The sequence below is a fragment of the Roseobacter sp. AzwK-3b genome (assembly GCF_000170875.1).
GTDB classification, from domain to species: domain Bacteria; phylum Pseudomonadota; class Alphaproteobacteria; order Rhodobacterales; family Rhodobacteraceae; genus Roseovarius; species Roseovarius litoreus.
The window spans coordinates 401,460-424,126 of the sequence record NZ_ABCR01000002.1 but is presented as its reverse complement, the minus strand read 5'-3'; the positions used below and the strand labels follow the sequence as shown (position 1 = coordinate 424,126).

Sequence of the window (22,667 nt, the reverse complement as noted above, 5' to 3'; positions counted from 1 at the left end):
TATTTCCGGCCAGAAGAAACGCGCGCGCGGCGCGGCTTTCATCGTTCCCAAAATACTCCCGCCGGAGGCATCCGCGACCTGCCACATCGCGTCAGCTGATGAAGCGGGTGGCCAGCTCGCCACTGAGATAGCTGACACAGCCACCGGAGAGTGTCACACGGACGGTGCGGGTTTCGGCGTCGAGCACCAGGAGATCGGCGCGCTGCCCGGGCGTCAGGCTGCCGCGATCGGTGAAGCCGAGAACCGCCGCCGGGCCTGCCGAAACGAGTCGCCAGGCTTCGGCGAGGGGCAGCAGGCCGGCATCGGAGACAAGGAAGGCGGCGCGGCGCAAGGAGGGGTAGTGGTAGTCGGAGGCCAGCGCCGTGCACAGGCCCATGGCAATAAGGTCCGTTGCGCTGACATTGCCGTTGTGAGAGCCGCCGCGCACCACATTGGGCGCGCCGAGGATCACCGCATCGCCCGCGGCATGGGCCGCTTCGGCGGCTGCGAGGGTTTCGGGGAATTCGGAAATGCGCACGCCACGGGCGCGCCATAGGGCGCGGGTTTCGGGGGTGCGGTCGTCATGGCTGCCCATGATCACGCCGGCTGCCGACAGATCGGCGCAGAGCGCATCGAGCGCGGGCGGCAGTTGGGGCATCCGCGCATGCAGGGCGTGCATGTATTCAAGATGTTTTTCCGGGTTGCGGCCGATCCGGAGCGCCTGCCCCGTCAGGCGCGGCGGGCGTTTGCCTTGCGCCAGCGCCTCATGCGGGAGATGGTCGTTGAACACCACGTAAGGAATGGCATGGGCCGCCACCAGCGCCTGCAGCGCGGGGTAATCCTCGAGCATGGGCGTCTCGAAGCGGAGTTGGGTCAGAAGCTGGGTGACGAGGCGCGGGCGCACCTGATCGAGTGCCGCCAGCACGCGGCGCGCGAAATCGGGGCCACGCATCCCGCCTTCCCAGCTGTAGAACTGCGCCAGAACGGCGGTCGTGATGCCGTTGGCGGCGAGCTCGGCCTCGGCGGCGATCAGCCCCTGATCGAGATCCTTCATGGCGCCGCGCCGAGGGGCCAGGTGTTTTTCGAACGCATCGCCATGGATGTCGACGATCCCCGGCAGCACCAGATAGCCCGACAGGTCCACGTTGCGCCCGACATCGCCCGCCACGATCCGGCCCGAGGACAGCGACAGGGGCGTGTCGCTCAGCCCCTCGGGCAGCAGCACGCGGGCGCCCTCGAGCCGCAGGTCAGGCAGGGTCATTCGCCGGTCCCCCAGATCAGATCGCCGAGGCTCAGATCGTGATCGAAGCGGCCATGGCGCAGGAATTCCAGCACTTGCGCGATCACGAGGGGGTTGTTCATCATGAAGGTATGGGTCACCGGCAGCGTGATGTGATCGGCCATGCCCGAGACGCGGGTGGAGGCGACCGAGACCTTGCCATCGTCCGGGCCGTCGATCAGGCTGGAGAAATAGGGGTTGAGCGAGCGGGTTCCGGCGATCACGCCAAGCTCGAAATCCACCGGGGGCAGGCCTTCGGGCAGGCCGTCCGCGCCGGTTTCGAGCTGCATCCCCGCAGGTCCGTTGAGCCACGCGAAAAGATCGAGCCCACCCAGTTCGTCCACCAGCTCGGAGCCGTGATTTGGCGGGCCGAGCATCACGACCCGGCCCATGCGCGAGGGCCGGTTGTCGCGCAGCCAATGGCGCAGCAGGATGCCACCCATCGAATGGGTGACGAAATGCACCCGCGCCGCGCCGCAGACCCGGACCGCATAGGGCAGGGTTTCGTCCGCCAGCGTCGCGATATCGAGCTTGGTGGAGGGGTAATCGGTGCGGAAGGTGGCGAAGCCTGCGGCCTTGAGCGCCTCATCCATCACCAGAAACGACGCATCGGTGCGCGCAAGACCGTGCAGCATCACCACGCAATCGGTGGCGCCGGGGCCGGGCTGATCGGCGGCGGCGGAGTCCTGGGCTGCGAGGGGTGCGGCAAGGGGGGCGACCGTGAGCAGCAGGGCAAGGGCGGTGAGCATTGCTTTCATGGCGCCCGAGATAGGCGCATTTGGCGCCGGACAACAGCCCCAAACGCAGATCGGGGCGGTTTGGAGCGGATCAAAAAAGGGCCGCCCCGAAGGACGGCCCCAATCATTTTGCGCGATGCGCGGATGATTACATCATGCCGCCCATGCCGCCCATGTCGGGCATGCCGCCACCGGCGCCAGCACCGTCTTTCTGGGGCTTGTCGGCAACCATCGCTTCGGTGGTGACCAGCAGGCCCGCCACAGAGGCCGCATCCTCGAGCGCGGTGCGCACGACCTTGGCCGGGTCGATCACGCCGAACTTGAACATGTCGCCATATTCTTCGGTCTGCGCGTTGTAGCCGAACTTCAGATCGTTGCTTTCGCGGATCTTGCCTGCCACGACCGAGCCATCGACGCCGGCGTTTTCGGCGATCTGGCGCAGCGGAGCTTCCAGTGCGAGGCGCACGATTTCGATGCCACGCATCTGATCGGCGTTGGCACCGGTCATGCCATCAAGCGCCTTGGCGCCCTGGATCAGGGCCACGCCGCCACCGACAACAATGCCTTCCTGAACGGCGGCACGGGTCGCGTTCAGAGCGTCATCGACACGGTCCTTACGCTCTTTCACTTCGACTTCGGTCATGCCACCGACGCGGATCACGGCAACACCGCCGGCCAGTTTGGCCACGCGTTCCTGCAGCTTTTCGCGGTCGTAGTCGCTGGTGGTTTCTTCGATCTGGGTGCGGATCTGGCCAACGCGGGCTTCGATCTCGGACTTGTTGCCGGCACCGTCGACGATGGTGGTTTCGTCCTTGGTGATCGACACTTTCTTGGCCGAACCCAGCATGTCCATGGTGACCGACTCGAGCTTCATGCCGAGGTCTTCGCTGATGACCTGACCGCCGGTCAGGATCGCGATATCCTGCAGCATCGCCTTGCGGCGGTCGCCGAAGCCGGGTGCCTTGACAGCCGCGATCTTGAGGCCGCCGCGCAGCTTGTTGACCACGAGGGTGGCCAGGGCTTCGCCTTCGACGTCTTCGGCGATGATCAGCAGGGGTTTCTGCGACTGGATCACCTGCTCGAGCAGGGGAACCATCGACTGCAGCGAGCTGAGTTTCTTCTCGTGCAGCAGGATGAGGCAGTCTTCCAGCTCGGCGACCATCTTGTCGGAGTTGGTGACGAAATAGGGGCTGAGGTAGCCACGGTCGAACTGCATGCCTTCGACCACGTCGGTTTCGGTCTCGAGGCCCTTGTTCTCTTCGACGGTGATGACGCCGTCATTGCCGACTTTCTGCATCGCGTCGGCGATCTGGCGGCCGATTTCGGCTTCGCCATTGGCCGAGATGGTGCCGACCTGAGCGACTTCGTCCGAGTTTTCGACCGGGCGGGCCGCGTCCTTGATCGCCGCGACGACCTTTGCTGTCGCGAGGTCGATGCCGCGCTTGAGGTCCATCGGGTTCATGCCGGCGGCAACCGCCTTCATGCCTTCGCGGACGATGGCCTGAGCCAGAACGGTGGCGGTGGTGGTGCCGTCGCCGGCCTCATCGTTGGTGCGCGATGCGACTTCCTTGACCATCTGCGCGCCCATGTTCTCGAACTTGTCTTCCAGTTCGATTTCCTTGGCGACAGAGACACCGTCCTTGGTGATGCGCGGAGCGCCGAAGGACTTGTCGAGAACCACGTTGCGGCCTTTGGGGCCGAGGGTCACCTTGACCGCGTCGGCCAGGATGTTGACGCCGCGCAGCAGCTTGTTGCGAGCATCGGTGTTGAATTTGACGTCTTTTGCAGACATGTCGATCTCTCCTGACTATCAGTTCAGTGTTGTTCGGAAAAAGCGGATCAGGCGATGACGCCCAGGATGTCGCTTTCCTTCATGATGAGCAGCTCTTCACCATCGAGGGTGATTTCGGTGCCCGACCACTTGCCGAACAGAACCTTGTCGCCGGCCTTGACGGCCATTTCGATCAGTTCGCCACTGTCTTTGCGGGCGCCTTCACCGATGGCGACAACTTCACCCTCTTGGGGCTTTTCTTTCGCGCTTTCGGGAATGATAAGCCCGCCTGCGGTTTTCTCTTCGCTTTCAACGCGGCGGACGAGCACGCGATCGTGCAGCGGTTTGAATGCCATGTCTTTGGCTCCTTGGCTCAAAGTTATTACCTGATGGACCCTCATGGGGCCGTTAGCACTCACCCTGTTCGAGTGCTAACGACGGATAGGTAAGGAGTTGCCAAGGGGCTGTCAACGCCCCGTCGCGCATTTTTTGCACGCCGCAAGATTGCCACCCGGACCGGGCGCCCCTAGCTTTTGGCAAACCCCTTGCCGGAGGCTGTCCCCGTGTCACGTATCCTGTTTGCCCTGCTTGTATTTCTTGCACCCCTGAGCGCCGCGGCCGACCCCATGCAATGCGACGGCACCGACCTGATCGCCGCCCTGCCCCAAGAGGCGCAAGCCGATCTGCGCGCCGAGGCGGAGGCGATGCCCTATCCGGAGGGGTTGCTGTGGCGCGCGACGCGGGGCGACACCGAGATCACGCTTTTTGGCACCTATCATTTCCCGCATGAGGCGACAGAGGCCCATCTCGAGGCGCTGCGCCCGCTCATCGCTGGGGCCGAGGCGGTCTATCTGGAGATCTCGAACGCCGATCAGGACGCGATGCAGGAGGCGCTGGCGGAGGATCCGTCGCTCATGTTCATCACCGAAGGCCCCACCCTGCCCGATCTGCTGGGCGAAGACGACTGGGCGCTTTTCGCAGAAGAGATGCGCGCCCGCGCGATCCCGCCGTTCTTTGCCGCGAGGTTCAAGCCGGTCTGGGCGGCGATGATGATGGGGATCGGCCCCTGCGAGGCGCGCAATGGCGCCATGGACGGGGACGGGATCGATCATCTGATCGGGGTGTATGCCGGCGAGCTGGGCAATCCGTCGCGCTCGCTTGAAGATTTCCGGGTGCTGATGGGCATGCTGGACGGGTTCGAGATGGACGAGCAGCTTGAAATGATCCGGCTGTTCTTTGCCTGGACGGGTAGCCCGGACGACATGGCCTATACGCTGCGCCAGAGATATCTGGCCGAGGAGATCGCGTTGATCTGGGCCTATTCCAAGAGCGTGTCGCTGGACTTCGGGGGCGACAGCGCGGCACAGGATTTCGAGCGGTTCGAAGAGATGCTGCTGACCCGGCGCAACACCGACTGGATCGAGGTGCTGAGCGCCGCGCCGGAACGCCGGCTGTTCGTGGCGGCGGGTGCAGCGCATCTGCCGGGCGAGACAGGCGTTCTGCGCCTGCTGGAAAACGAGGGGTTCACGATCGAGCGTCTGCCGTTCGATCCGTGATCTCGGCCCGGCCTGCATCGCTGAGCGCATAGACGCCGCGCGCGACGCGCGCGAACCAGCCGTGATGATTGTCGGCCATGATCCGTGTCGCGCGCCCCACACCGGTCGCGCGGGCCACCGCCGCACCCTGCAAGGGGCCATGCGCCGCCAGATGCGCCGCACAGCGCAGCGCGTCCTGCCGGTAGGCGGTCATCACCTGCCCCCGCGTGCCCCCGGCATTGGGATCGCCCTCGCGCGCCGCGAACTCGCCCAGAAGGGCGGCGCGGCGGCGGGCCGACCGGCGCGGCACGAAGGGCGCAGGATCGCAATGCAGCTGCACGAACCCATCCTCGGTGCGCACGCTGAGCACGCCCAGCCCGAGACGGCGGCAGAGGCCCAGATTGCCCTTGAACGCCCGCCAGCCGGCCCGGCCCCGCCAGCGCGGCACCGCGACATAGACACAATCGGTGATCGACTGACGGGCCACGGCCTGTTGCAGGAGGGTCAGCGAAAAGCCGGTTTTCAACTCGACCACCACAGGCTCGGCGCCGTCGCGGATGGCCAGCACATCAGCCGCGCCCACCTCGGCCTTGACGGTATAGCCGAGCGTTTCAAGCCATGTCTTGACGGGGGGATACAGCGCGGTTTCGGCGGGTTTGCTCATGCGCGCAAAATGGCCGCAACGCGCATGGGTGACAAGCCCGCCCTGCCCTCATATAAGGCGCGCAAATCCGATCCAAACCCGTAAGGACAGTGACAATGACGACGCTTGTTTTCGGCCATAAATCCCCCGACACCGATTCCACCGGATCGCCGATCCTGTGGGCCTGGTATCTGAGCGAGGTGACAGGCACCGACGCCGAGCCGGTTCTTCTGGGCGAGCCCAACACCGAGGCTGCCTTCATGCTGGAGCGCTGGTCGCTGCCTAAGCCGCGCATCATCGCCGATATCGAGCCCGGCCAGCCCTGCGTGATCGTGGACACCAACAATCCCGCCGAACTGCCGGCTGCGATCAACGAGGCCGATATTCAAGCGATCATCGACCATCACAAGCTGGTGGGCGGGCTGGAGACCAAAGGCCCGATCGACATCACCGTGCGCCCGCTGGCCTGCACGGCGACGATCATGGTCGATCTGATGGGCGAGCATGCCGCCCGGATGCCCGACGCGATGAAGGGTGCCGCGCTGACCTGCATCCTGTCGGACACGCTGGAATTCCGCAGCCCCACCACCACCGCGCATGACCGCGCCGTGGCCGAGCGTCTGGCCGCCGATCTGGGGGTCGATATCGCCAGCTATGCCGCCGAGATGTTCGCCGCGAAATCCGACGTGTCGGCGTTTTCGGATGCCGAGCTGTTGCGTATGGACAGCAAGGAATACGAGGTCGCGGGCACGAAATTCCGTGTCTCGGTGCTGGAGACGACGGCGCCGGCCACGGTGCTCGACCGCAAGGACAGCCTGATGCAGAGCATGCAGGACGTCGCCGCCGAAGATGGCGTGGATCAGGTTCTGCTGTTCGTGGTGGATATCCTGAACGAAGAGGCCACGCTGCTTGTGCCCAACGATCTGGTCAAGACGCTGGCCGAGAAAAGCTTTGGCGCGACTGTCGCGGGGGACCATGTGGTGCTGCCCGGCGTGATGAGCCGCAAAAAGCAGATCATCCCCAACCTCGCTCTCTGAGCAAGGCCGGGTTTTGGTTTGAGGGGCGTCCCGAGGGGCGCCCCTTTTTCTGTGTCTGGATCAGAGCGCCTGTTTTGGCCGCACCACGTGGAAGGCGCCGTGCATGTAGGTCAGCGGCCGTTCCCCGGCATTGGAAATCCCCGAAACCGCCCCGATGCAGATCTGATGCGTGGCGTGGTTGTAGGTTTTCTGCAGCGTGCAGGTAAAGGCCGTGGCCCGTGGCAGGATCGGACCGAATTCGTTCGGCGTGGCGATGACGCCATGAAAGCGATCGGGGTTTTCATGATCGAACGCCCCCGCAAAGCGCTGCGCCACATCCACCGCATCCTCGGGCAGGACATTGACGGTGAAGGTGCCGTTATCGGCCACTGCAAGCGCGATTCGGCTATCCGCCTTGAGGCACACGAGCACCGCCGGAGGATCGGCGGAAAGCGAGGTGAAGGCGCTGACCGTCGCGCCCATCAGCCCGCCCGGCCCGTCGGTGGTGACGACGGTCACCGTCGAGGCCACCTGCCGCATGGCGGCGACGAAAGCATCCCGCGCGGCGGTCATGCCTGCACCCCGGTGTCGAGTTCTGGGCGTGTCATTCGATTCATGGTCCCCTGATTTTTGTGGCATATGCGGCCACGTCAATGTGCGCGCGAACATGCGTCGTGCAACAGATAGTGAGTTTGCCGCAGATGCCCAAATCTTTCTTCGGGACACCTTGAGGCCCCGGCGGCCACACCGCATCGCAGGGCGGATTTTCAAGGTGGCCATTGCGGCACGGGCCTGCCATAGCTGAGGCGTTTTTCGTCCCCAAGCTGCGCAGGCCCGTTCCATGACCCAGATCATCCAGTCGCTCTCCGAGATTTCCGACCGTTATGACGCGCTCTTCGTCGATCTTTGGGGGTGCCTGCATAATGGCGTGACCGCCTTTCCCGACGCGGTCGCGGCCTTGCGGGCCTATCGCGAAGGTGGCGGGACCGTGGTGCTGGTGACCAATTCGCCGCGCCCCCGCGCCGGGGTGGAAAAGCAGCTTGTGAGCTTCGATGTGCCGACCGATTGCTGGGATGTCATCACCACATCGGGCGACAGCGCCCGCGCGGCGATGTTCCGTGGCGCGGTGGGCGAAAAGGTTTATTTCATAGGCGAATCGCGCGACATGAAATTCTTCGAGCCTCTGGAGGTGATCGAAAACCCCGTCGAAATCGAGACCGTCCCCCTGCAGGAGGCCGAGGGAATCGTCTGCACCGGGCCGTTCGATCCGACCGCCGATCCGTCCGAGTATCGCGCCGATTTCCTCTATGCCAAGACCAAGGGGATGAAGCTGCTCTGTGCCAATCCCGATATCGTGGTGGACCGTGGCGAGCGGCGCGAATGGTGCGCCGGCGCGCTGGCGCGGCTTTACACCGAGATGGGGGGCGAAAGCCTTTATTTCGGCAAGCCGCACCCGCCGATCTATGATCTGGCCCGCCGCCGTCTGGCCGCGATGGGGCGCGATGCCGAGACGGCCTCGATTCTGGCGATCGGCGACGGCATCCAGACCGATATCGCGGGCGCCGTGGGCGAGGATATCGATTCGCTGTTCATCACCGGCGGGCTGGCCGCGAAAGAGACGAAAACCAACCGGCATCCCGACGAAAGTGCGCTTGAGGCCTATCTTCAGGACGAAGAAATGCACCCCACTTATGCGATCGGGTTCCTGCGGTAAGCAGAAATGTCTTGATTTTCTGCATCTGCAAAGTAATAAAGTTCCAACTTTGAGCGGCTGAGTGTCGCGATTATTACCCACCAGCCGGTCAGGAGGGGCGAATGTTGGACAACATGCCACGCGGAACCATCACCATCGAGCAAATCGAGATGGGCATGACCCGCAGCCTGCGCAAAGTCGTCACCGACGAGGATATCGAGATGTTCGCGCAGGTCTCGACCGACCGGAACCCTGTGCATCTGGACGATGCCTATGCGCAGGACACCATTTTCGAGGGCCGGATCGCCCACGGGATGCTGACCGCCGGGCTGATTTCGGCGGTGATCGGGGAACAGCTTCCGGGGCATGGCACGGTCTATATGGGCCAGACACTCAAGTTTCTGGCGCCCGTGCGGCCCGGCGACATGGTGCTGGCCCAGGTCGAGGTGATCGGCATCGACCATGCCAAGCGCCGCGTGCAACTGGATTGCCGCTGTCTGGTCAACGGCAAGAAGGTGCTGATCGGCGAGGCCACGGTGCTGGCGCCATCGGGCAAGTTCGACTGATCCTGCGCGCCATCCCGCCGCAAAACAGGGACGATCCGCCTGCCCCTTGATCGGGCGGGCGCCCGTTGTGGTACAGTTCTCCTCCATCCGGGCGCGTGCATCGCACCGTCCCGGTCAAAGGAGGAGACATCATGCAAACCGCAAAGACAACGGAATATGCCCGCGCGCTTCTGTCGTCCTATGGATCGAAGGCGCCGGTGATCGCCGCCCGCAGGATGCGCGAATCGGACGAGGCCGGCGAGACGCAGGAAGCCGAAAACTGGAAGCGCATCCGCCTCGCCATCGCCGAGATGCGCGGCCCGCATCAAAGCTGATCGCGAGGCACGGGGCGCGGACGCGTATCGCGCTTGCACCTGCGCGGACATGGGGCTACCCCTGCGCCATGCAGATTGTCCGCGACTATGACTATGTGGATCAGGCCGACCGGGGCGCATCCGTCGCCATCGGCAATTTCGACGGCGTGCATCTGGGTCATCAGTCGGTGATCGACATCGCCCGCGAGCATGCCGCAGACTTGGGCGCGCCGCTCGGGGTGCTGACCTTCGAGCCGCACCCGCGGGAATATTTCGCCCCCGATGCGCCGCCCTTCCGGCTGATGAGCCGCGAGGCGCGCGCGCATCGCCTGCAGAAACTCGGGATCGAAAAGCTCTATGAGCTGAATTTCAACGCCGCGATGGCGGCCCTTTCGCCTTATGAGTTCGCGCGCACCGTGATCGCGCGCGGGCTTGGGTTGCGCCATGTGGTGGTGGGCGCGGATTTCTGTTTCGGCAAGGGGCGCGCGGGCGACGCGCGCGATCTGGAGCGGTTCGGCCGCGAGATGGGATTCGGCGTGACCATCGCCGAGCTGCTCGAGGGGCGGACGGGGCAGGTCTCGTCGACCGCGATCCGCGCCGCCCTGTCCGAAGGACGCCCGCGCGACGCCGCTGCCATGCTGGGCCATTGGCACCGGATCGACGGCCCGGTGGTGGGCGGCGAACAGCGGGGCCGCGAATTGGGCTATCCGACCGCGAACATGTCGATCGAGGGGCTGCATCCGCCGCGCTTCGGCGTCTATGCCGTGCTGGTCGAGGTGCGCGACGGCCCCCATGCCGGGCAGTATCACGGCGCGGCCTCGCTCGGCGTGCGACCGATGTTTCATGGTGAGGTTCCCAATCTCGAGACCTTCATCTTCGATTTCTCCGGCGATCTTTATGGCGCGGAGCTGTCGGTCGCGCTGGTGGAGTACCTGCGCCCCGAAGCCACCTTCGACAGTCTTGAGGCCTTCATCGCGCAGATGGATGCCGACTGCGCCCGCGCCCGCGACATTCTCGGGCAGCCATGAGCGACGATCCGATCGACCGCACGGGCCTTGCACCGCGCTACTGGGAAACCAAGCCCCTGTCGCGCATGACCCGCCACGAATGGGAGGCGCTCTGCGATGGCTGTGGCAAATGCTGCCTCAACAAGCTCGAGGATGACGAGACCGGCGAGGTGGCGCTGACCCGCGTCGCCTGCCGCCTGTTCGACGACAGCACCTGCCGCTGTGCGCAATACGACATCCGCCACCAGTTCGTGCCGGAATGCATCACGCTGGATGCGCGAAACCTTGAGGGACATCTCTACTGGATGCCCGAAACCTGCGCCTACAAGCTGCTCTATCACGGCAAGCCGCTGCATGACTGGCACCCGCTGATCTCGGGCGATCCGGACAGCGTGCACCGCGCCGGCGTCTCGGTGCTGAATGCCACCATCCCCGAGTTCGAGGTCGATGAGGACGACTGGGAAGACCACCTGATCGAGGAGCCCGGCACATGACATTCGCCTCCGACAATTGCGGTCCCGCGCATCCGCGGATCATCGAGGCCCTGGCGCGCGCGAATGACGGCTATGCCGCGTCCTATGGCGCGGATGATCTGATGGCCCAGACCCGTGCCCGCCTGCGCGAGATCTTCGAGGCCCCCGAGGCGATGGTGCATCTGGTGGCCACCGGCACCGCGGCCAATGCGCTGGCGCTGGCGACGCTGGCACAGCCCTGGCAGACCATCTATTGCACCCCGCTCGCGCATATCAACTGCGACGAATGCCAGGCGCCGGAATTCTATACCGGCGGCTGCAAACTGTCGTTGGTGGGCGAGGCCGACAAGATGACCCCGGACGCTCTGTCCACCGCTATCGCCGAGGCCGGCCATGGCAATGTGCATGTTGCCCAGCCCGGTCCGGTCTCGCTCACACAAGTGACGGAAATGGGCCGGCTCTACACGCTCGAGGACTTGCAGGCCCTCTCGGGCGTGGCGGCGGCGCATGGGCTGCCTGTGCATCTGGATGGCGCGCGCTTTGCCAATGCGCTGGTGGCGCTTGGCTGCACCCCCGCCGAGATGACATGGAAGGCCGGGATCGACGCGGTCAGCTTCGGTGGCACCAAGAACGGCTGTCTCGGCGTCGAGGCGGTGATCGTCTTCAACCCTACCCATGCTTGGGAATTCGAGTTGCGCCGCAAGCGTGCGGGACATCTGTTTTCCAAGCACCGGTTCCTCTCGGCGCAGATGCTGGCCTATCTCGCCGACGATCTGTGGCTCGACATGGCGCGCGCCGCCAATGCACGCGCCGCGCGTCTGGCCGAGGGGCTGCGTAGCCTGCCGGACTGCGCCTTCCTGGCCGAACCTGAGGCCAACATGATCTTCGCCACCCTGCCCCGCGCCACCCATCAGCGCCTGAATGCGGCGGGCGCGCCTTACGGTCTGCGCGCGGGCCAGCTTGACGGCGCGGACCCGGCAGAGCCGCTGTCGATGCGGCTGGTCTGCGACTGGTCGGTCAGCGAGGCGGCGATCGACAGCTTCGTGGACGCCGCCCGCTTCTGAGCGGCCAGCCCCGCGTTTCTTCTGGCCCGAAATATCCCGGGGAGTCGTTGAAATCCCCCAAGGATTTCAACGGCGGGGGCTGGCCCCCAAAATGCCCCGCTCAGACCTCGTCGAAAAACCGCTGCAGTTCCGAGCCCACCTGACGCGGATGGGTGATCGGCGCCATATGGCCCGCGCCGCCGATCATCGCGCGCGCGGCATGCGGCAGGCGCGCGGCCAACCCCTCGGTGATCGCTTCGGTGATCGCGGGCGAGGCGCTGCCGCCCAGCAAGAGCACCGGGCAGGCGATCCGCTCCAGGGCGCCGGGGGCAAGCACCCCCGCCACATCCTCCATCAAGGCAGGCCCCGCCGCGTCGATCATGGGAATGTCTCGGGCCAGCGCGGCGCGGGCGGCCTCAGGCAGCGCATCCCAGTCGCGCCCATCGCCCCAGATGGCGGTGAATTCCCGCGCCGCGGTCACGGTATCGCCTGCGGCCATGGCGCGCGCATAGCCAGACATATCCGCCTCGTAGCGCGCCCGCGCGCCCGGGTCATCCGCGAAGGCCACGGCAAAGAGCACCGGCTCGATCAGCACCAGCGACCGCACCAGATCCGGGCGTTCCACCGCCAGCCGCAGGGCCACGGTGGCCCCGAAGGAATGCCCCATCAGATCGACCGTCCCGGTGGCGATCTCTCCACTTGCCTCGGCGGCAAGATCGGTCGCGAAATCAAGTGCCATGGCGGCACTCAGGCCCTGCACCTCGCCCATGCCGGCATCCCATGGCGCCGTTTGCCCGTGCCCCGGCAGATCGAAGGCAATGACCGTCATCCGCTCGGCGAGCCGGGCACCAAGGCCGGCCCAGCTTCCGGCATGGGCCAGCGTGCAATGGATCGCGAGCGCCCGGCGTGGGCCGTGACCGAATGTCGTCCAATGGGTCTCGCCCCCCGCCCGCAGATCGCGCGGCATGGCTCAGAGCTTGCCTGCCAGATGCAGGTCCAGATCCGCCAGCCGATCCTGCCCCCAGAAGCTCTGGCCGGTATCCACCACGTAGAACGGCGCCCCGAACACATTGTCCGCAACCGCCCGCTCCAGGTTGGCGGCATAGGTTTCCGCGCCGCTCAGAAGCCCGCTATCGGCCAGCGCCGGATCGAAGCCCGCCGCCTGCAGACAGTCGCGGATGACCTCATCCTCGGCGATGTCGCGCTCTTCCAGCCAGCAGGCGCGCAGGATGCTGTGCACCAGCTTGCCCATGTCGCCGCCGCCCGCCTCTTGGGCGGCGATGATCGCATAGGACGAGGGGGCGGCATTGGTCGGCCAATGGGCGGGCTGGAGGTTCAGCGCCATCTCCAGCTTGCGGGCCTGACGCGGCAATTCCTGATCGCGATAGGCCCGGCGCGAAGGGTGGCGATCCTTGGGCGCCTGACCGCCGGTGCGCGGGAAAAGCTGCATGATGTCCAGCGGGCGATAGGTGATGCTGGCGCCATGCCGGTCCGCGATCTCTTCCAGCCGCTCTCCCGCCAGATAGGCATAGGGCGACAATGTCGTGAAATAATAGTCGATATGGGCCATTTTTGCGGACTCCCCCGTTGGCACAGCTTTGCCCGACGCTACGCCCATGCTAAGCGGAGTTCAACGTCACGAATCTGTCATCTGCAGCCACTCCGGGGACATTCCTTCATGCCGACAACGCCCGAGCCGAAACTTATCACCGGCAACGCCAACAAACAGCTTTCCACGGCGATCGCCCGCCGCATGTCCATGCATCGCGGCGTGAATGTCGGACTGGTCGATGCCCGGGTCGAGCGGTTCAACGATCAGGAAATCTTTGTCGAGGTCTACGAGAATGTCAGGGGCGAGGATATGTTCATCGTCCAGTCCACCTCGAACCCGGCCAATGACAACCTGATGGAGTTGCTGATCATGTCCGACGCGCTGCGCCGCTCCTCGGCCAAGCGCATCACGGCGGTGATCCCCTATTTCGGCTATGCGCGGCAGGATCGCCGCTCCAAGGCGCGGACGCCGATCTCGGCCAAGCTGGTGGCGAACATGCTGGTCGGTGCGGGCATCGAGCGGGTGCTGACGATGGACCTGCACGCCACGCAGATCCAGGGGTTCTTCGACATCCCCGTGGACAACCTTTATGCGGCGCCGGTCTTTGCGCTAGATATCAAGCAGCAATTCAGCAGCGCGATGGATGACGTGATGGTCGTGTCACCCGATGTGGGCGGGGTGGCGCGGGCGCGCGAACTGGCCAAGCGGATCGAAGCGCCGCTGTCGATCGTGGACAAGCGCCGCGAAAAGGCGGGCGAGATCGCCGAGATGACCATCATCGGCGAGGTGGCTGGCAAGAAATGCATCATCGTCGATGATATCTGCGACACCGCCGGGACATTGTGCAAGGCGGCCCAAGTGCTGATGGATAACGGCGCCTCGGAAGTTCATGCCTATATCACGCACGGGGTTCTGTCCGGGCCGGCCGTGGAGCGGATCACCAAATCGGTCATGAAATCGCTGGTCATCACCGATACGATCCAGCCGACCGAGGCTGTCAAGGGCGCCGCGAACATCCGGATCATTCCCACCGCGCCGATCTTCGCGCAGGCGATCCTGAACATCTGGAACGGCACGTCGGTGTCGTCGCTCTTTGAGACCGAGACGCTGGAGCCGATCTACGAAGGTCAGTTCGGCGGCTGAGGCAGGAACCGGGCGCGTCGGCCCGCAAGGGCCGGCAAGCCTTTGGCGGGGCTAGCAAGCGGATCAGTAAAGATCCCAGTCGTCCTCATGGGCAAGCTCGCCGATCGCCATCCAGCGGATGCGCGAGCGCGCCACGCGCGTATCGCCCCATGTGCGGAACACGATTTCGAAGCCTGTCGTGGTGATCTTTTCGGCAGCCACATCGGCGCGCGCGTTGGTGGCGCTGTCCATATCCCACATCGACAACGAGACATGCACCGCCGGGGGCGTCTTGAACGGCTCGGAGAACACGAGGCTCTTGCGCCGCGCGCGCGGCCCTTCTCCGGTCCACATGACACCGCCATCCTCGTAATCCGAGAACAGGATGTCTTCGCCCTGATCGACCCCGATTTTATGGCTTGAAAGGTGCTTCATGAACTCAACCCGTGACAGAGGCGGAGTACTACAACTTTAAGGAAAAATTTGGAACAGAAAAAGGAAAAGGGCTCACGATGGAGCCCTTTTCGGTATCTATTGATCCGGCGATCAGTTCGGCGACAGGCCGATGTGATCGCCCATGGCGACCATGTCAGCCAGGAGCTTGGCCGCGTCATCCACCGGGCCGGGCTCGTTGACGAAGGTTTCCTGCGCCTTGGCCAGCTTGTCGGTCGCTTCGTCCACCAACGCCTTGTACTGCGCCTGCGTGATCTCGTCGCGCGGGATCGCACGCTCGGCAAGAACCGAAACGCTGCCGCCGTCGATCTCGGCGAAGCCGCTGGTCACGACGTAATCGGCGGTCCCGTTCGGACCGGTCACCGTCACGATACCGGGGCGCAGGGTCGTGATAAGCGGGCTGTGCTGGGCCATGGCCGTCAGGTCGCCTTCCGCGCCGGGAATGCGAACTTCAGTCGCGTCCACCGACACCAGACGCCGCTCGGGCGACACCAGATCGAAATGCACTGTATCAGCCATTCATGGGCCTCCTTGTGAGGCCCCCGCAAGCGCCGGACGGTTGGTCCGACACGCACGGGGGCAGCAGTCATCAGGCTGCGTCAGCCGCCATCTTCTCGGCCTTGGCCTTCACTTCGTCGATGCCGCCGACCATGTAGAAGGCGCCTTCGGGCAGGTGGTCATACTCGCCGGCGACCACGGCCTTAAAGGACGAGATCGTTTCTTCCAGCGGCACCTGAACGCCGTCGGAGCCGGTGAACACCTTGGCCACGTCGAAGGGCTGCGACAGGAAGCGCTGGATTTTCCGGGCACGGGCCACGGTCAGCTTGTCCTCTTCGCTCAGTTCATCCATGCCGAGAATGGCGATGATGTCCTGCAGCGACTTGTAGCGCTGAAGGATACCCTGAACGTCGCGGGCCACCTTGTAATGCTCTTCACCCACGATGGAGGGGTCCATCAGGCGCGAGGTGCTGTCCAGCGGGTCCACAGCCGGGTAGATGCCCAGTTCCGAGATCGCGCGCGACAGAACGGTCGTGGCGTCGAGGTGGGCGAAGGTCGTGGCCGGGGCCGGGTCGGTAAGGTCGTCCGCGGGAACGTAGACGGCCTGGATCGAAGTGATCGATCCCGCCTTGGTCGAGGTGATGCGTTCCTGCATCTGGCCCATGTCCGTGGCCAGCGTCGGCTGATAGCCCACGGCCGAAGGAATACGACCGAGAAGCGCCGACACCTCGGAGCCCGCCTGCGTGAAGCGGAAGATGTTGTCCACGAAGAACAGAACGTCGGTGCCGGACTGGTCGCGGAACTGCTCGGCCAGGGTCAGGCCGGTCAGGGCAACGCGGGCACGCGCACCCGGCGGCTCGTTCATCTGGCCATAGACCAGGGCCACCTGACTGTCGGGCAGGTTGTCGGGCTTGATCACGTTGGATTCGATCATCTCGTGGTAGAGGTCGTTGCCTTCACGGGTCCGTTCGCCCACACCGGCGAAGACCGAGTAGCCCGAGTGCACCTTGGCGATGTTGTTGATCAGCTCCATGATGAGAACCGTCTTGCCCACGCCGGCGCCGCCGAACAGGCCGATCTTGCCGCCTTTGGCGTAAGGCGCCAGCAGGTCGATCACCTTGATGCCGGTGACCAGAACCTCGGATTCGGTGGACTGTTCGCTGAACTCGGGGGCAGGCTGGTGGATCGAGCGCCGTTCCTTGGCGACGATCGGCGCACCTTCGTCAACGGGCTCGCCCACGACGTTGAGGATGCGGCCCAGGGTGACATCGCCCACCGGAATGGTGATCGGACCACCGGTATCGGTCACGGTCTGACCGCGCACCAGACCTTCGGTGGCGTCCATCGCGATGGTGCGGACGGTGTTTTCGCCCAGGTGCTGCGCCACTTCCAGAACAAGGCGCTTGCCGTTGTTGTCGGTGTCCAGCGCGTTGAGGATTTCGGGCAGGTGATCTTCGAACTGAACGTCCACCACGGCGCCGATCACCTGGGTGATTGTGCCTTTTGCGTTTGCCATATCTCGTCTCTCCGGTTTCGTCAGAGCGCCTCGGCGCCCGAAATGATTTCAATAAGCTCGTTCGTGATGACGGCCTGACGCGAGCGGTTATACTCGATTGTCAGCTTGTCGATCATATCGCCGGCATTGCGGGTGGCGTTGTCCATGGCGGACATCCGGGCACCCTGTTCCGAGGCCCCGTTCTCCAGCAGGGCGCTGAAGATCGCCGTGGCCACGCCGCGCGGCAGAAGATCGGCAAGGATCGCCTCCTCGTCGGGCTCATAGTCGTAAACAACGCCCGCTTCGGGGGCGTCATCGGCGGCAGACTGGTCCACCTCGAACGGGATCACCTGCTGCATCGTCGGGATCTGGCTCACGACGTTCTCGAACTTCGAATAGAAGATCTTGGCGACATCGAATTCGCCCGCGTCGAAGCGGTCCAGAACTTGGGCCGCGATCGTCTGGGCGTCCGCATAGCCGATATTCTTGACCTCGCTCAGATCGACATGGTGGATGAAGTGATTGCGCAGATCGCGCTTGAGCGCGTCACGCCCCTTCTTGCCCACCGTGATGATCTTGACGGTCTTGCCCTTGGCCAGCAGTTTTTCCGCCTCGACCCGCGCCTTCTTGGCGATGTTCGAGTTGAAGCCACCGCAGAGGCCACGCTCGGCGGTCATGACCACCAGCAGATGCACGTCATCCGAGCCGGTCCCGCGCAACAGGCGCGGTGCGCTGTCGCTGTCGCCCACAGAGGCGGCCAGCTTGCCCATCACCGCGTTGAAACGCTCGGTGTAGGGACGCGACATTTCTGCCGCGTCCTGCGCCCGACGCAATTTCGCCGCGGCCACCATCTGCATGGCCTTGGTGATCTTGCGGGTCGATTTGACCGACGCGATCCGGTTTTTCAGGTCCTTGAGATTCGGCATTGCCTTATCTCCCCCTTATGCGAAGTCGGCGGCGAATTCGTCCAGCGCTGCCTTGATCTTGTCCTCGGCTTCACCCTTGATCTTGGGGTCTTGCGTCGTGATGTGATCCAGCAGATCCTGATGCTTGCTGCGCAGGTGGTTCAGCAGACCCTGCTCGAAGCGGCCCACCTGATCGACGGCGATCTTGTCCAGATACCCTTTGGTCCCGGCATAGATGACGCAAACGATTTCAGCGTTGGTCAGGGGCGAATATTGCGGCTGCTTCATCAGCTCGGTCAGGCGCGCACCACGGTTCAGCAGCTGCTGGGTCGCGGCGTCGAGGTCCGAACCGAACTGGGCGAAGGCGGCCATCTCGCGATACTGCGCCAGCTCCAGTTTCACCGGCCCCGCGACCGACTTCATCGCATTGGTCTGCGCCGACGAACCCACGCGGCTCACCGACAGACCGGTGTTCACGGCGGGGCGGATGCCCTGATAGAACAGCTCGGTCTCGAGGAAGATCTGACCGTCGGTGATCGAGATCACGTTGGTCGGAATGAAGGCCGACACGTCACCGCCCTGGGTTTCGATGATCGGCAGTGCCGTCAGCGACCCCGAGCCGTTGTCTTCGTTCAGCTTGGCAGACCGCTCGAGCAGGCGGGAATGGAGATAGAACACGTCACCCGGATAGGCTTCGCGGCCCGGCGGACGACGCAGCAGCAGCGACATCTGGCGATAGGCCACGGCCTGCTTGGACAGATCATCATAAACGATCAGGGCATGACGGCCATTGTCGCGGAAATGCTCGGCCATCGCGGTGGCGGCATAGGGGGCAAGGAACTGCATCGGAGCGGGGTCCGATGCGGTCGCGGCGACGATGATCGAATAGTCGATCGCGCCCGATTCCTCGAGTTTCTTCACCAGCTGCGCCACGGTCGAGCGCTTCTGACCGATGGCGACATAGACGCAATAGAGCTTCTTGCTCTCGTCGTCGCCGGCGGCGTCGTTGTAGGATTTCTGGTTCAGGATCGTGTCCAGAGCAACGGCGGTCTTGCCGGTCTGACGGTCACCGATGATCAGCTCGCGCTGACCACGGCCGATCGGGATCATGGCGTCGACCGATTTCAGGCCGGTCGCCATCGGCTCGTGCACCGATTTACGCGGGATGATGCCCGGCGCCTTGCTGTCGGCGATGCCGCGGTTCTTGGTCTTGATCGGACCTTTGCCATCCAGCGGATTGCCCAGACCGTCAACGACGCGACCCAGCAGCTCGTCGCCGATCGGAACGTCCACGATCGACTTGGTGCGCTTGACAGTGTCACCCTCGCCGATCTCACGGTCGGATCCGAAGATCACAATGCCGACATTGTCCGTCTCGAGGTTCAGGGCCATGCCCATGACACCGCCGGGGAATTCGACCAGCTCGCCGGCCTGGACATTGTCCAGCCCGTGCACGCGCGCGATGCCATCTCCCACCGACAGAACCCGTCCGACCTCGGCAACTTCGGCCTCCTGGCCGAAATTCTTGATCTGGTCCTTAAGGATCGCAGAAATCTCTGCAGCTTGGATACCCATTTATCCGACCTCTTTCATTGCATTCTGTAGGGAATTCAGGCGCGAGCGGATCGAGGTGTCGATCATTTTCGAGCCCACCTTTACGACGAGACCGCCGATGAGACTTTCATCGACGGTCGCATTGATCTTGACGTCCTTGCCGACACGGGCAGTCAGCGTCTTGGCCAGCTTGTCGGACTGCGCCTTGGTCAGAGCCTTGGCGCTGGTCACATCGGCGGTCACTTCACCCTTGTCGTCGGCGATCATCGCGCTGAGATGCTGCAGCAGCTGCGGCAGCACGAACAGACGACGCTTGCCCGCCATGACCGCCAGACCATTGGCCATGACGGTCTCAAGCTTCATTTTCTTGGCGATCGCATCCATGACCTTGGCCTGATCGGCCCGTGCCAGAACGGGCGACGAGATCACGTCGCGCAATTCCGCACTCTCGGCCAGCGCGGCACGCAGATCGTCGATGTTGGATTCAAGCTTGGGCAGAGACTTGCTCTCTTTCGCAATCTCGAAAATGGCGGTGGCATAGCGCTCGGCGATGCCGGAGGAGATCGAAGCTGGTTCGGACACGTCCACCCTTCCGATTTTCTGGCCCCGGGTTGCAGTACGACGGATCGCGCCGTCCCGAGGGAGTTGACAGGCGTTCAAGTTTTCAAAACACCGGAATTCGGCGTGGGTGTAGCAGAGCCTTGCGCACCTAGCAAGCTGCACGATCCGCGTTACCTGAAGCTGAATTTATAATCATTTCAGATACTTGCCGATACTGCGACCGTTTGCGCTCATTTTACCTACCGAAAAAGTCGCGAATTTCCACATATTTCGCGATTCCTGTGCACAAGCCCTGTGCAATACCGTCCCGCACACGTTAACGCTATCAATGCGCAGCCGTCTTTTCCTTGCGTCACAAGGCGTGTATCCGGACGCTTCGGCAAGGCGGGGCAGCCCCACGGCGCGCCCGCGCGATCCGATCCGTCCCGCACCCGGCACAAAAGGCCCCCATGACGCAGCGCATCACAACCGTTCTGACCCTTGCCCTGGCGCTCACGATCGCCTGGGGCACGCTCAGCCCGCCCGGTGGCGCCGGCATGCCGTGGCCGCTGAGCGACAAGCAGATCCACGCGCTGGCCTTCTGTCTTCTGGTGCTGCCCCTGTCGCTGACGCGGCCTGCGTCGATCCGCTGGCTGGCGCCTTGCGCCTTTGCCTTTGGCGCGGCGATCGAACTGATCCAGCCGCTCGTGGGGCGCAGCGCGGAATGGGGCGATCTTCTGGCCGACGGGATCGGGATTGCGCTCGGGATCGTGCCGGGGCTGATCCGCGCGCGCCTTGGCCGCGCCACCTGATCGCGCGGCAGGGCGCGTGGCGCTCAGATCGGTTTCGCCTCGGGCTTGGGTTTGGGCTTGAGCGCCTCGAGCGGCTTGCGCACCGTCTCGCGCAGGCCCGGACCCGACGGTGCGTGCACCCGCTTGGTGGCCTCCACCAGCAGAACGCCCCCCGACAGCACCACCGACATCTTCACGCCGAGGGCTTCCCAGAACATCGAGGTCTTGCGCCAGATCCGCCGCTCCGAGGGCGGCTGATACAGCGTCGTGGCATGGCGCAGCGGCAGGAAATTGTTCAGCTTCAGCTGGCTTTCAAGCTGCGACTGGCTGTAGGGTCGGCCAAAGCCGAACGGCGTGCGGTCCGAGCGCGACCACAGCCCCGCCCGGTTCGGCACGATGAACAGCGCCGACCCCCCCGGCCCCAGCACCCGCCAGCATTCCTCCAGAAGCGCGCCGGGATTCTCGCTGGTCTCCAGCCCGTGCACCACCAGAAGCTTGTCCACATGCCCGGTTTCCAGCGGCCAGCTGGTTTCTTCGCACAGCACCGACACATTGGGCAGGCCCTGCGGCCAGGCGATCACCCCCTGCGGCCCCGGCATGAGGCCGATCACCCGCCGGGCATCTTCAAGGTAAGGCCTCAGGAACGGCACCGCAAAGCCATAGCCCGCAACCGTCTGCCCCTGCGCCTCGGGCCAGAAGGACAGCACTTCCTTGCGCACAGCCGCCTGTGCCGCGCGCCCCAATTGGCTGCGATAATAGAAGTTGCGAAGGTCCTGCACGTCGAGATGCATTGCAGACGGGTCCATGATCGGTCACTCTTGACGCTAACATTAACCGGCAAAGGGGAAAACACCATGGCCTTGCAGATCGAAACCATTCCCTGCCTGTCCGACAACTACGCCTTTCTGGCGCATGATCCCGACACCGGGCAGACCGCCGCGATCGACGTTCCCGACGCGGCCCCGATCCTCGCCATGCTCGAAGAGAACGACTGGACGCTCAGCCATGTGCTGCTGACGCATCATCACGCCGACCATGTTCAGGGGCTCGAGGCCCTGCTAGATGCCGCGCCCGCCAAGGTCGTGGGGGCCGCCGCCGATGCGCACCGCCTGCCGCCGCTCGACATCTCGGTGGCGGATGGCGACAGCATCATCATCGGCAACCTCATCGCCGAGGTGATCGAGGTGCCGGGGCATACCGTGGGCCATATCGCCTTCTATTTCCCCGAAAGTGCCGCACTCTTCAGTGCGGACAGCCTGATGGCGCTTGGCTGCGGTCGGGTGTTCGAAGGCACCATGGACCAGATGTATGATAGCCTGTCGCGTCTGGCTGCATTGCCTTCGGATACCACCGTCTATTCGGGCCATGAATACACGCGGGCCAATGCCAAATTCGCGCTGACCATTGACCCCGCGAATGCAGCGCTTACATCTCGTGCAGCCGCAATCGACGCGGCGCGCGAAAAAGGCCATCCTACCGTGCCCTCGAAACTCTCCGAGGAGCTGGCCACCAACCCGTTTCTGCGGGCGTCCGATCCGGACATTCAGGCCCATCTCGGCATGGTCGGTGCCGATCCTGCCAAGGTGTTCGCCGAAATCCGCGGGCGCAAGGATCGGTTCTGACGAACCAGATGCCGCAAATGCAGTCTTCTGCCATCAAAAGTGACCGGACGGCTCCAGAAAAAACTTGAAGAGTCGTCCATATCGACCAAACTTTAATACT

At 64.2% G+C, this 22,667-nt stretch carries 26 protein-coding genes; 11 read left to right on the top strand and 15 right to left on the bottom strand.

Annotated features, from left to right (window positions below):
• Positions 1–91 precede the first annotated feature (91 nt).
• The 4 genes from RAZWK3B_RS06255 to groES form a co-directional block, all read right to left on the bottom strand.
• Positions 92–1,240 (bottom strand): alpha-D-ribose 1-methylphosphonate 5-triphosphate diphosphatase, encoded by a 1,149-nt coding sequence (locus RAZWK3B_RS06255; protein WP_007813307.1) that lies wholly within the window; start codon positions 1,238–1,240, stop codon positions 92–94.
• Entirely contained in the window at positions 1,237–2,007 is a 771-nt protein-coding gene (locus RAZWK3B_RS06250) for an alpha/beta fold hydrolase (protein WP_007813306.1), read from the bottom strand. The genes RAZWK3B_RS06255 and RAZWK3B_RS06250 overlap by 4 nt, the downstream gene beginning before the upstream one ends.
• Positions 2,008–2,143: 136 nt before the next feature.
• Positions 2,144–3,787, bottom strand: a complete 1,644-nt coding sequence (groL, locus tag RAZWK3B_RS06245; RefSeq protein WP_007813305.1) for a chaperonin GroEL — start codon at positions 3,785–3,787, stop codon at positions 2,144–2,146.
• Between the two features lie 47 nt (positions 3,788–3,834).
• Complete coding sequence (gene groES, locus RAZWK3B_RS06240; RefSeq protein WP_007813304.1) at positions 3,835–4,122, bottom strand: co-chaperone GroES; 288 nt, start codon at positions 4,120–4,122, stop codon at positions 3,835–3,837.
• Positions 4,123–4,329: 207 nt separating this feature from the next.
• Here groES and RAZWK3B_RS06235 point away from each other — a divergent pair, with 207 nt between their 5' ends.
• Positions 4,330–5,322: a TraB/GumN family protein gene (locus tag RAZWK3B_RS06235; RefSeq protein ID WP_007813303.1), complete on the top strand. Its 993-nt coding sequence runs from the start codon at positions 4,330–4,332 to the stop codon at positions 5,320–5,322.
• Here the strand turns inward: RAZWK3B_RS06235 and RAZWK3B_RS06230 are convergent.
• Positions 5,291–5,965, bottom strand: coding sequence for a DUF2161 domain-containing phosphodiesterase (locus RAZWK3B_RS06230; protein WP_007813301.1), 675 nt, complete (start codon positions 5,963–5,965; stop codon positions 5,291–5,293). The genes RAZWK3B_RS06235 and RAZWK3B_RS06230 overlap by 32 nt on opposite strands.
• A 95-nt stretch (positions 5,966–6,060) precedes the next feature.
• Here RAZWK3B_RS06230 and RAZWK3B_RS06225 point away from each other — a divergent pair, with 95 nt between their 5' ends.
• Complete coding sequence (locus RAZWK3B_RS06225; protein ID WP_007813300.1) at positions 6,061–6,981, top strand: manganese-dependent inorganic pyrophosphatase; 921 nt, start codon at positions 6,061–6,063, stop codon at positions 6,979–6,981.
• A 60-nt stretch (positions 6,982–7,041) separates the two neighbouring features.
• On the opposite strand, the gene RAZWK3B_RS06220 is transcribed toward RAZWK3B_RS06225, so the two are convergent.
• Positions 7,042–7,533, bottom strand: coding sequence for a flavin reductase family protein (locus RAZWK3B_RS06220; RefSeq protein ID WP_007813298.1), 492 nt, complete (start codon positions 7,531–7,533; stop codon positions 7,042–7,044).
• Between the two features lie 268 nt (positions 7,534–7,801).
• Here RAZWK3B_RS06220 and RAZWK3B_RS06215 point away from each other — a divergent pair, with 268 nt between their 5' ends.
• The 6 genes from RAZWK3B_RS06215 (at position 7,802) to RAZWK3B_RS06190 (ending at position 12,056) form a co-directional block, all read left to right on the top strand.
• The gene (locus tag RAZWK3B_RS06215) at positions 7,802–8,674 is read left to right on the top strand and encodes a TIGR01459 family HAD-type hydrolase (RefSeq protein ID WP_007813296.1); all 873 of its coding nucleotides are present in this window, start codon (positions 7,802–7,804) and stop codon (positions 8,672–8,674) included.
• Between the two features lie 101 nt (positions 8,675–8,775).
• On the top strand, positions 8,776–9,219 hold the full coding sequence (locus RAZWK3B_RS06210; RefSeq protein ID WP_007813294.1) for a MaoC family dehydratase: 444 nt from the start codon (positions 8,776–8,778) through the stop codon (positions 9,217–9,219).
• Between the two features lie 131 nt (positions 9,220–9,350).
• Positions 9,351–9,533 (top strand): hypothetical protein, encoded by a 183-nt coding sequence (locus RAZWK3B_RS06205; RefSeq protein ID WP_007813293.1) that lies wholly within the window; start codon positions 9,351–9,353, stop codon positions 9,531–9,533.
• 68 nt (positions 9,534–9,601) lie between these two features.
• Positions 9,602–10,540, top strand: coding sequence for a bifunctional riboflavin kinase/FAD synthetase (locus RAZWK3B_RS06200; protein WP_007813291.1), 939 nt, complete (start codon positions 9,602–9,604; stop codon positions 10,538–10,540).
• On the top strand, positions 10,537–11,013 hold the full coding sequence (locus RAZWK3B_RS06195; protein WP_007813288.1) for a YcgN family cysteine cluster protein: 477 nt from the start codon (positions 10,537–10,539) through the stop codon (positions 11,011–11,013). The genes RAZWK3B_RS06200 and RAZWK3B_RS06195 overlap by 4 nt, the downstream gene beginning before the upstream one ends.
• A complete protein-coding gene (locus tag RAZWK3B_RS06190; protein ID WP_007813286.1) occupies positions 11,010–12,056 on the top strand; it encodes a threonine aldolase family protein in 1,047 nt (348 codons plus the stop codon). Before RAZWK3B_RS06195 ends, RAZWK3B_RS06190 begins: the two co-directional genes overlap by 4 nt.
• A gap of 100 nt (positions 12,057–12,156) precedes the next feature.
• On the opposite strand, the gene RAZWK3B_RS06185 is transcribed toward RAZWK3B_RS06190, so the two are convergent.
• Positions 12,157–13,002: an alpha/beta fold hydrolase gene (locus RAZWK3B_RS06185; protein ID WP_007813283.1), complete on the bottom strand. Its 846-nt coding sequence runs from the start codon at positions 13,000–13,002 to the stop codon at positions 12,157–12,159.
• Positions 13,003–13,005: 3 nt separating this feature from the next.
• The gene (locus tag RAZWK3B_RS06180; RefSeq protein ID WP_007813282.1) at positions 13,006–13,605 is read right to left on the bottom strand and encodes a 2-hydroxychromene-2-carboxylate isomerase; all 600 of its coding nucleotides are present in this window, start codon (positions 13,603–13,605) and stop codon (positions 13,006–13,008) included.
• A gap of 108 nt (positions 13,606–13,713) precedes the next feature.
• On the opposite strand from RAZWK3B_RS06180, the gene RAZWK3B_RS06175 reads away from it, so the two are divergent.
• The gene (locus tag RAZWK3B_RS06175) at positions 13,714–14,730 is read left to right on the top strand and encodes a ribose-phosphate pyrophosphokinase (RefSeq protein WP_007813280.1); all 1,017 of its coding nucleotides are present in this window, start codon (positions 13,714–13,716) and stop codon (positions 14,728–14,730) included.
• Between the two features lie 63 nt (positions 14,731–14,793).
• Here the strand turns inward: RAZWK3B_RS06175 and RAZWK3B_RS06170 are convergent, their stop codons facing one another.
• From RAZWK3B_RS06170 to RAZWK3B_RS06145, 6 genes are all read right to left on the bottom strand, one after another.
• The gene (locus RAZWK3B_RS06170; protein ID WP_007813278.1) at positions 14,794–15,144 is read right to left on the bottom strand and encodes an H-type lectin domain-containing protein; all 351 of its coding nucleotides are present in this window, start codon (positions 15,142–15,144) and stop codon (positions 14,794–14,796) included.
• Positions 15,145–15,255: 111 nt separating this feature from the next.
• A complete protein-coding gene (locus RAZWK3B_RS06165; RefSeq protein WP_007813277.1) occupies positions 15,256–15,681 on the bottom strand; it encodes a F0F1 ATP synthase subunit epsilon in 426 nt (141 codons plus the stop codon).
• 70 nt (positions 15,682–15,751) lie between these two features.
• Positions 15,752–17,176, bottom strand: a complete 1,425-nt coding sequence (gene atpD, locus RAZWK3B_RS06160) for a F0F1 ATP synthase subunit beta (RefSeq protein ID WP_007813272.1) — start codon at positions 17,174–17,176, stop codon at positions 15,752–15,754.
• Positions 17,177–17,196: 20 nt separating this feature from the next.
• The gene (locus tag RAZWK3B_RS06155; RefSeq protein ID WP_007813270.1) at positions 17,197–18,081 is read right to left on the bottom strand and encodes a F0F1 ATP synthase subunit gamma; all 885 of its coding nucleotides are present in this window, start codon (positions 18,079–18,081) and stop codon (positions 17,197–17,199) included.
• Positions 18,082–18,096: 15 nt separating this feature from the next.
• Positions 18,097–19,635 carry a F0F1 ATP synthase subunit alpha gene (gene atpA, locus RAZWK3B_RS06150; RefSeq protein WP_007813268.1) on the bottom strand — a complete coding sequence of 513 codons (1,539 nt, stop codon included), beginning with the start codon at positions 19,633–19,635 and terminating at the stop codon, positions 18,097–18,099.
• A complete protein-coding gene (locus RAZWK3B_RS06145) occupies positions 19,636–20,196 on the bottom strand; it encodes a F0F1 ATP synthase subunit delta (RefSeq protein ID WP_157132171.1) in 561 nt (186 codons plus the stop codon).
• Positions 20,197–20,624: 428 nt separating this feature from the next.
• On the opposite strand from RAZWK3B_RS06145, the gene RAZWK3B_RS06140 reads away from it, so the two are divergent.
• A complete protein-coding gene (locus RAZWK3B_RS06140) occupies positions 20,625–20,966 on the top strand; it encodes a VanZ family protein (protein WP_007813264.1) in 342 nt (113 codons plus the stop codon).
• A gap of 23 nt (positions 20,967–20,989) precedes the next feature.
• Here the strand turns inward: RAZWK3B_RS06140 and RAZWK3B_RS06135 are convergent, their stop codons facing one another.
• Positions 20,990–21,736: a class I SAM-dependent methyltransferase gene (locus RAZWK3B_RS06135; RefSeq protein ID WP_007813262.1), complete on the bottom strand. Its 747-nt coding sequence runs from the start codon at positions 21,734–21,736 to the stop codon at positions 20,990–20,992.
• A 63-nt stretch (positions 21,737–21,799) separates the two neighbouring features.
• Between RAZWK3B_RS06135 and gloB the strand changes: the two genes are divergently transcribed.
• Positions 21,800–22,567 carry a hydroxyacylglutathione hydrolase gene (gloB, locus tag RAZWK3B_RS06130; protein ID WP_007813260.1) on the top strand — a complete coding sequence of 256 codons (768 nt, stop codon included), beginning with the start codon at positions 21,800–21,802 and terminating at the stop codon, positions 22,565–22,567.
• The last annotated feature ends 100 nt before the right edge of the window (positions 22,568–22,667 follow it).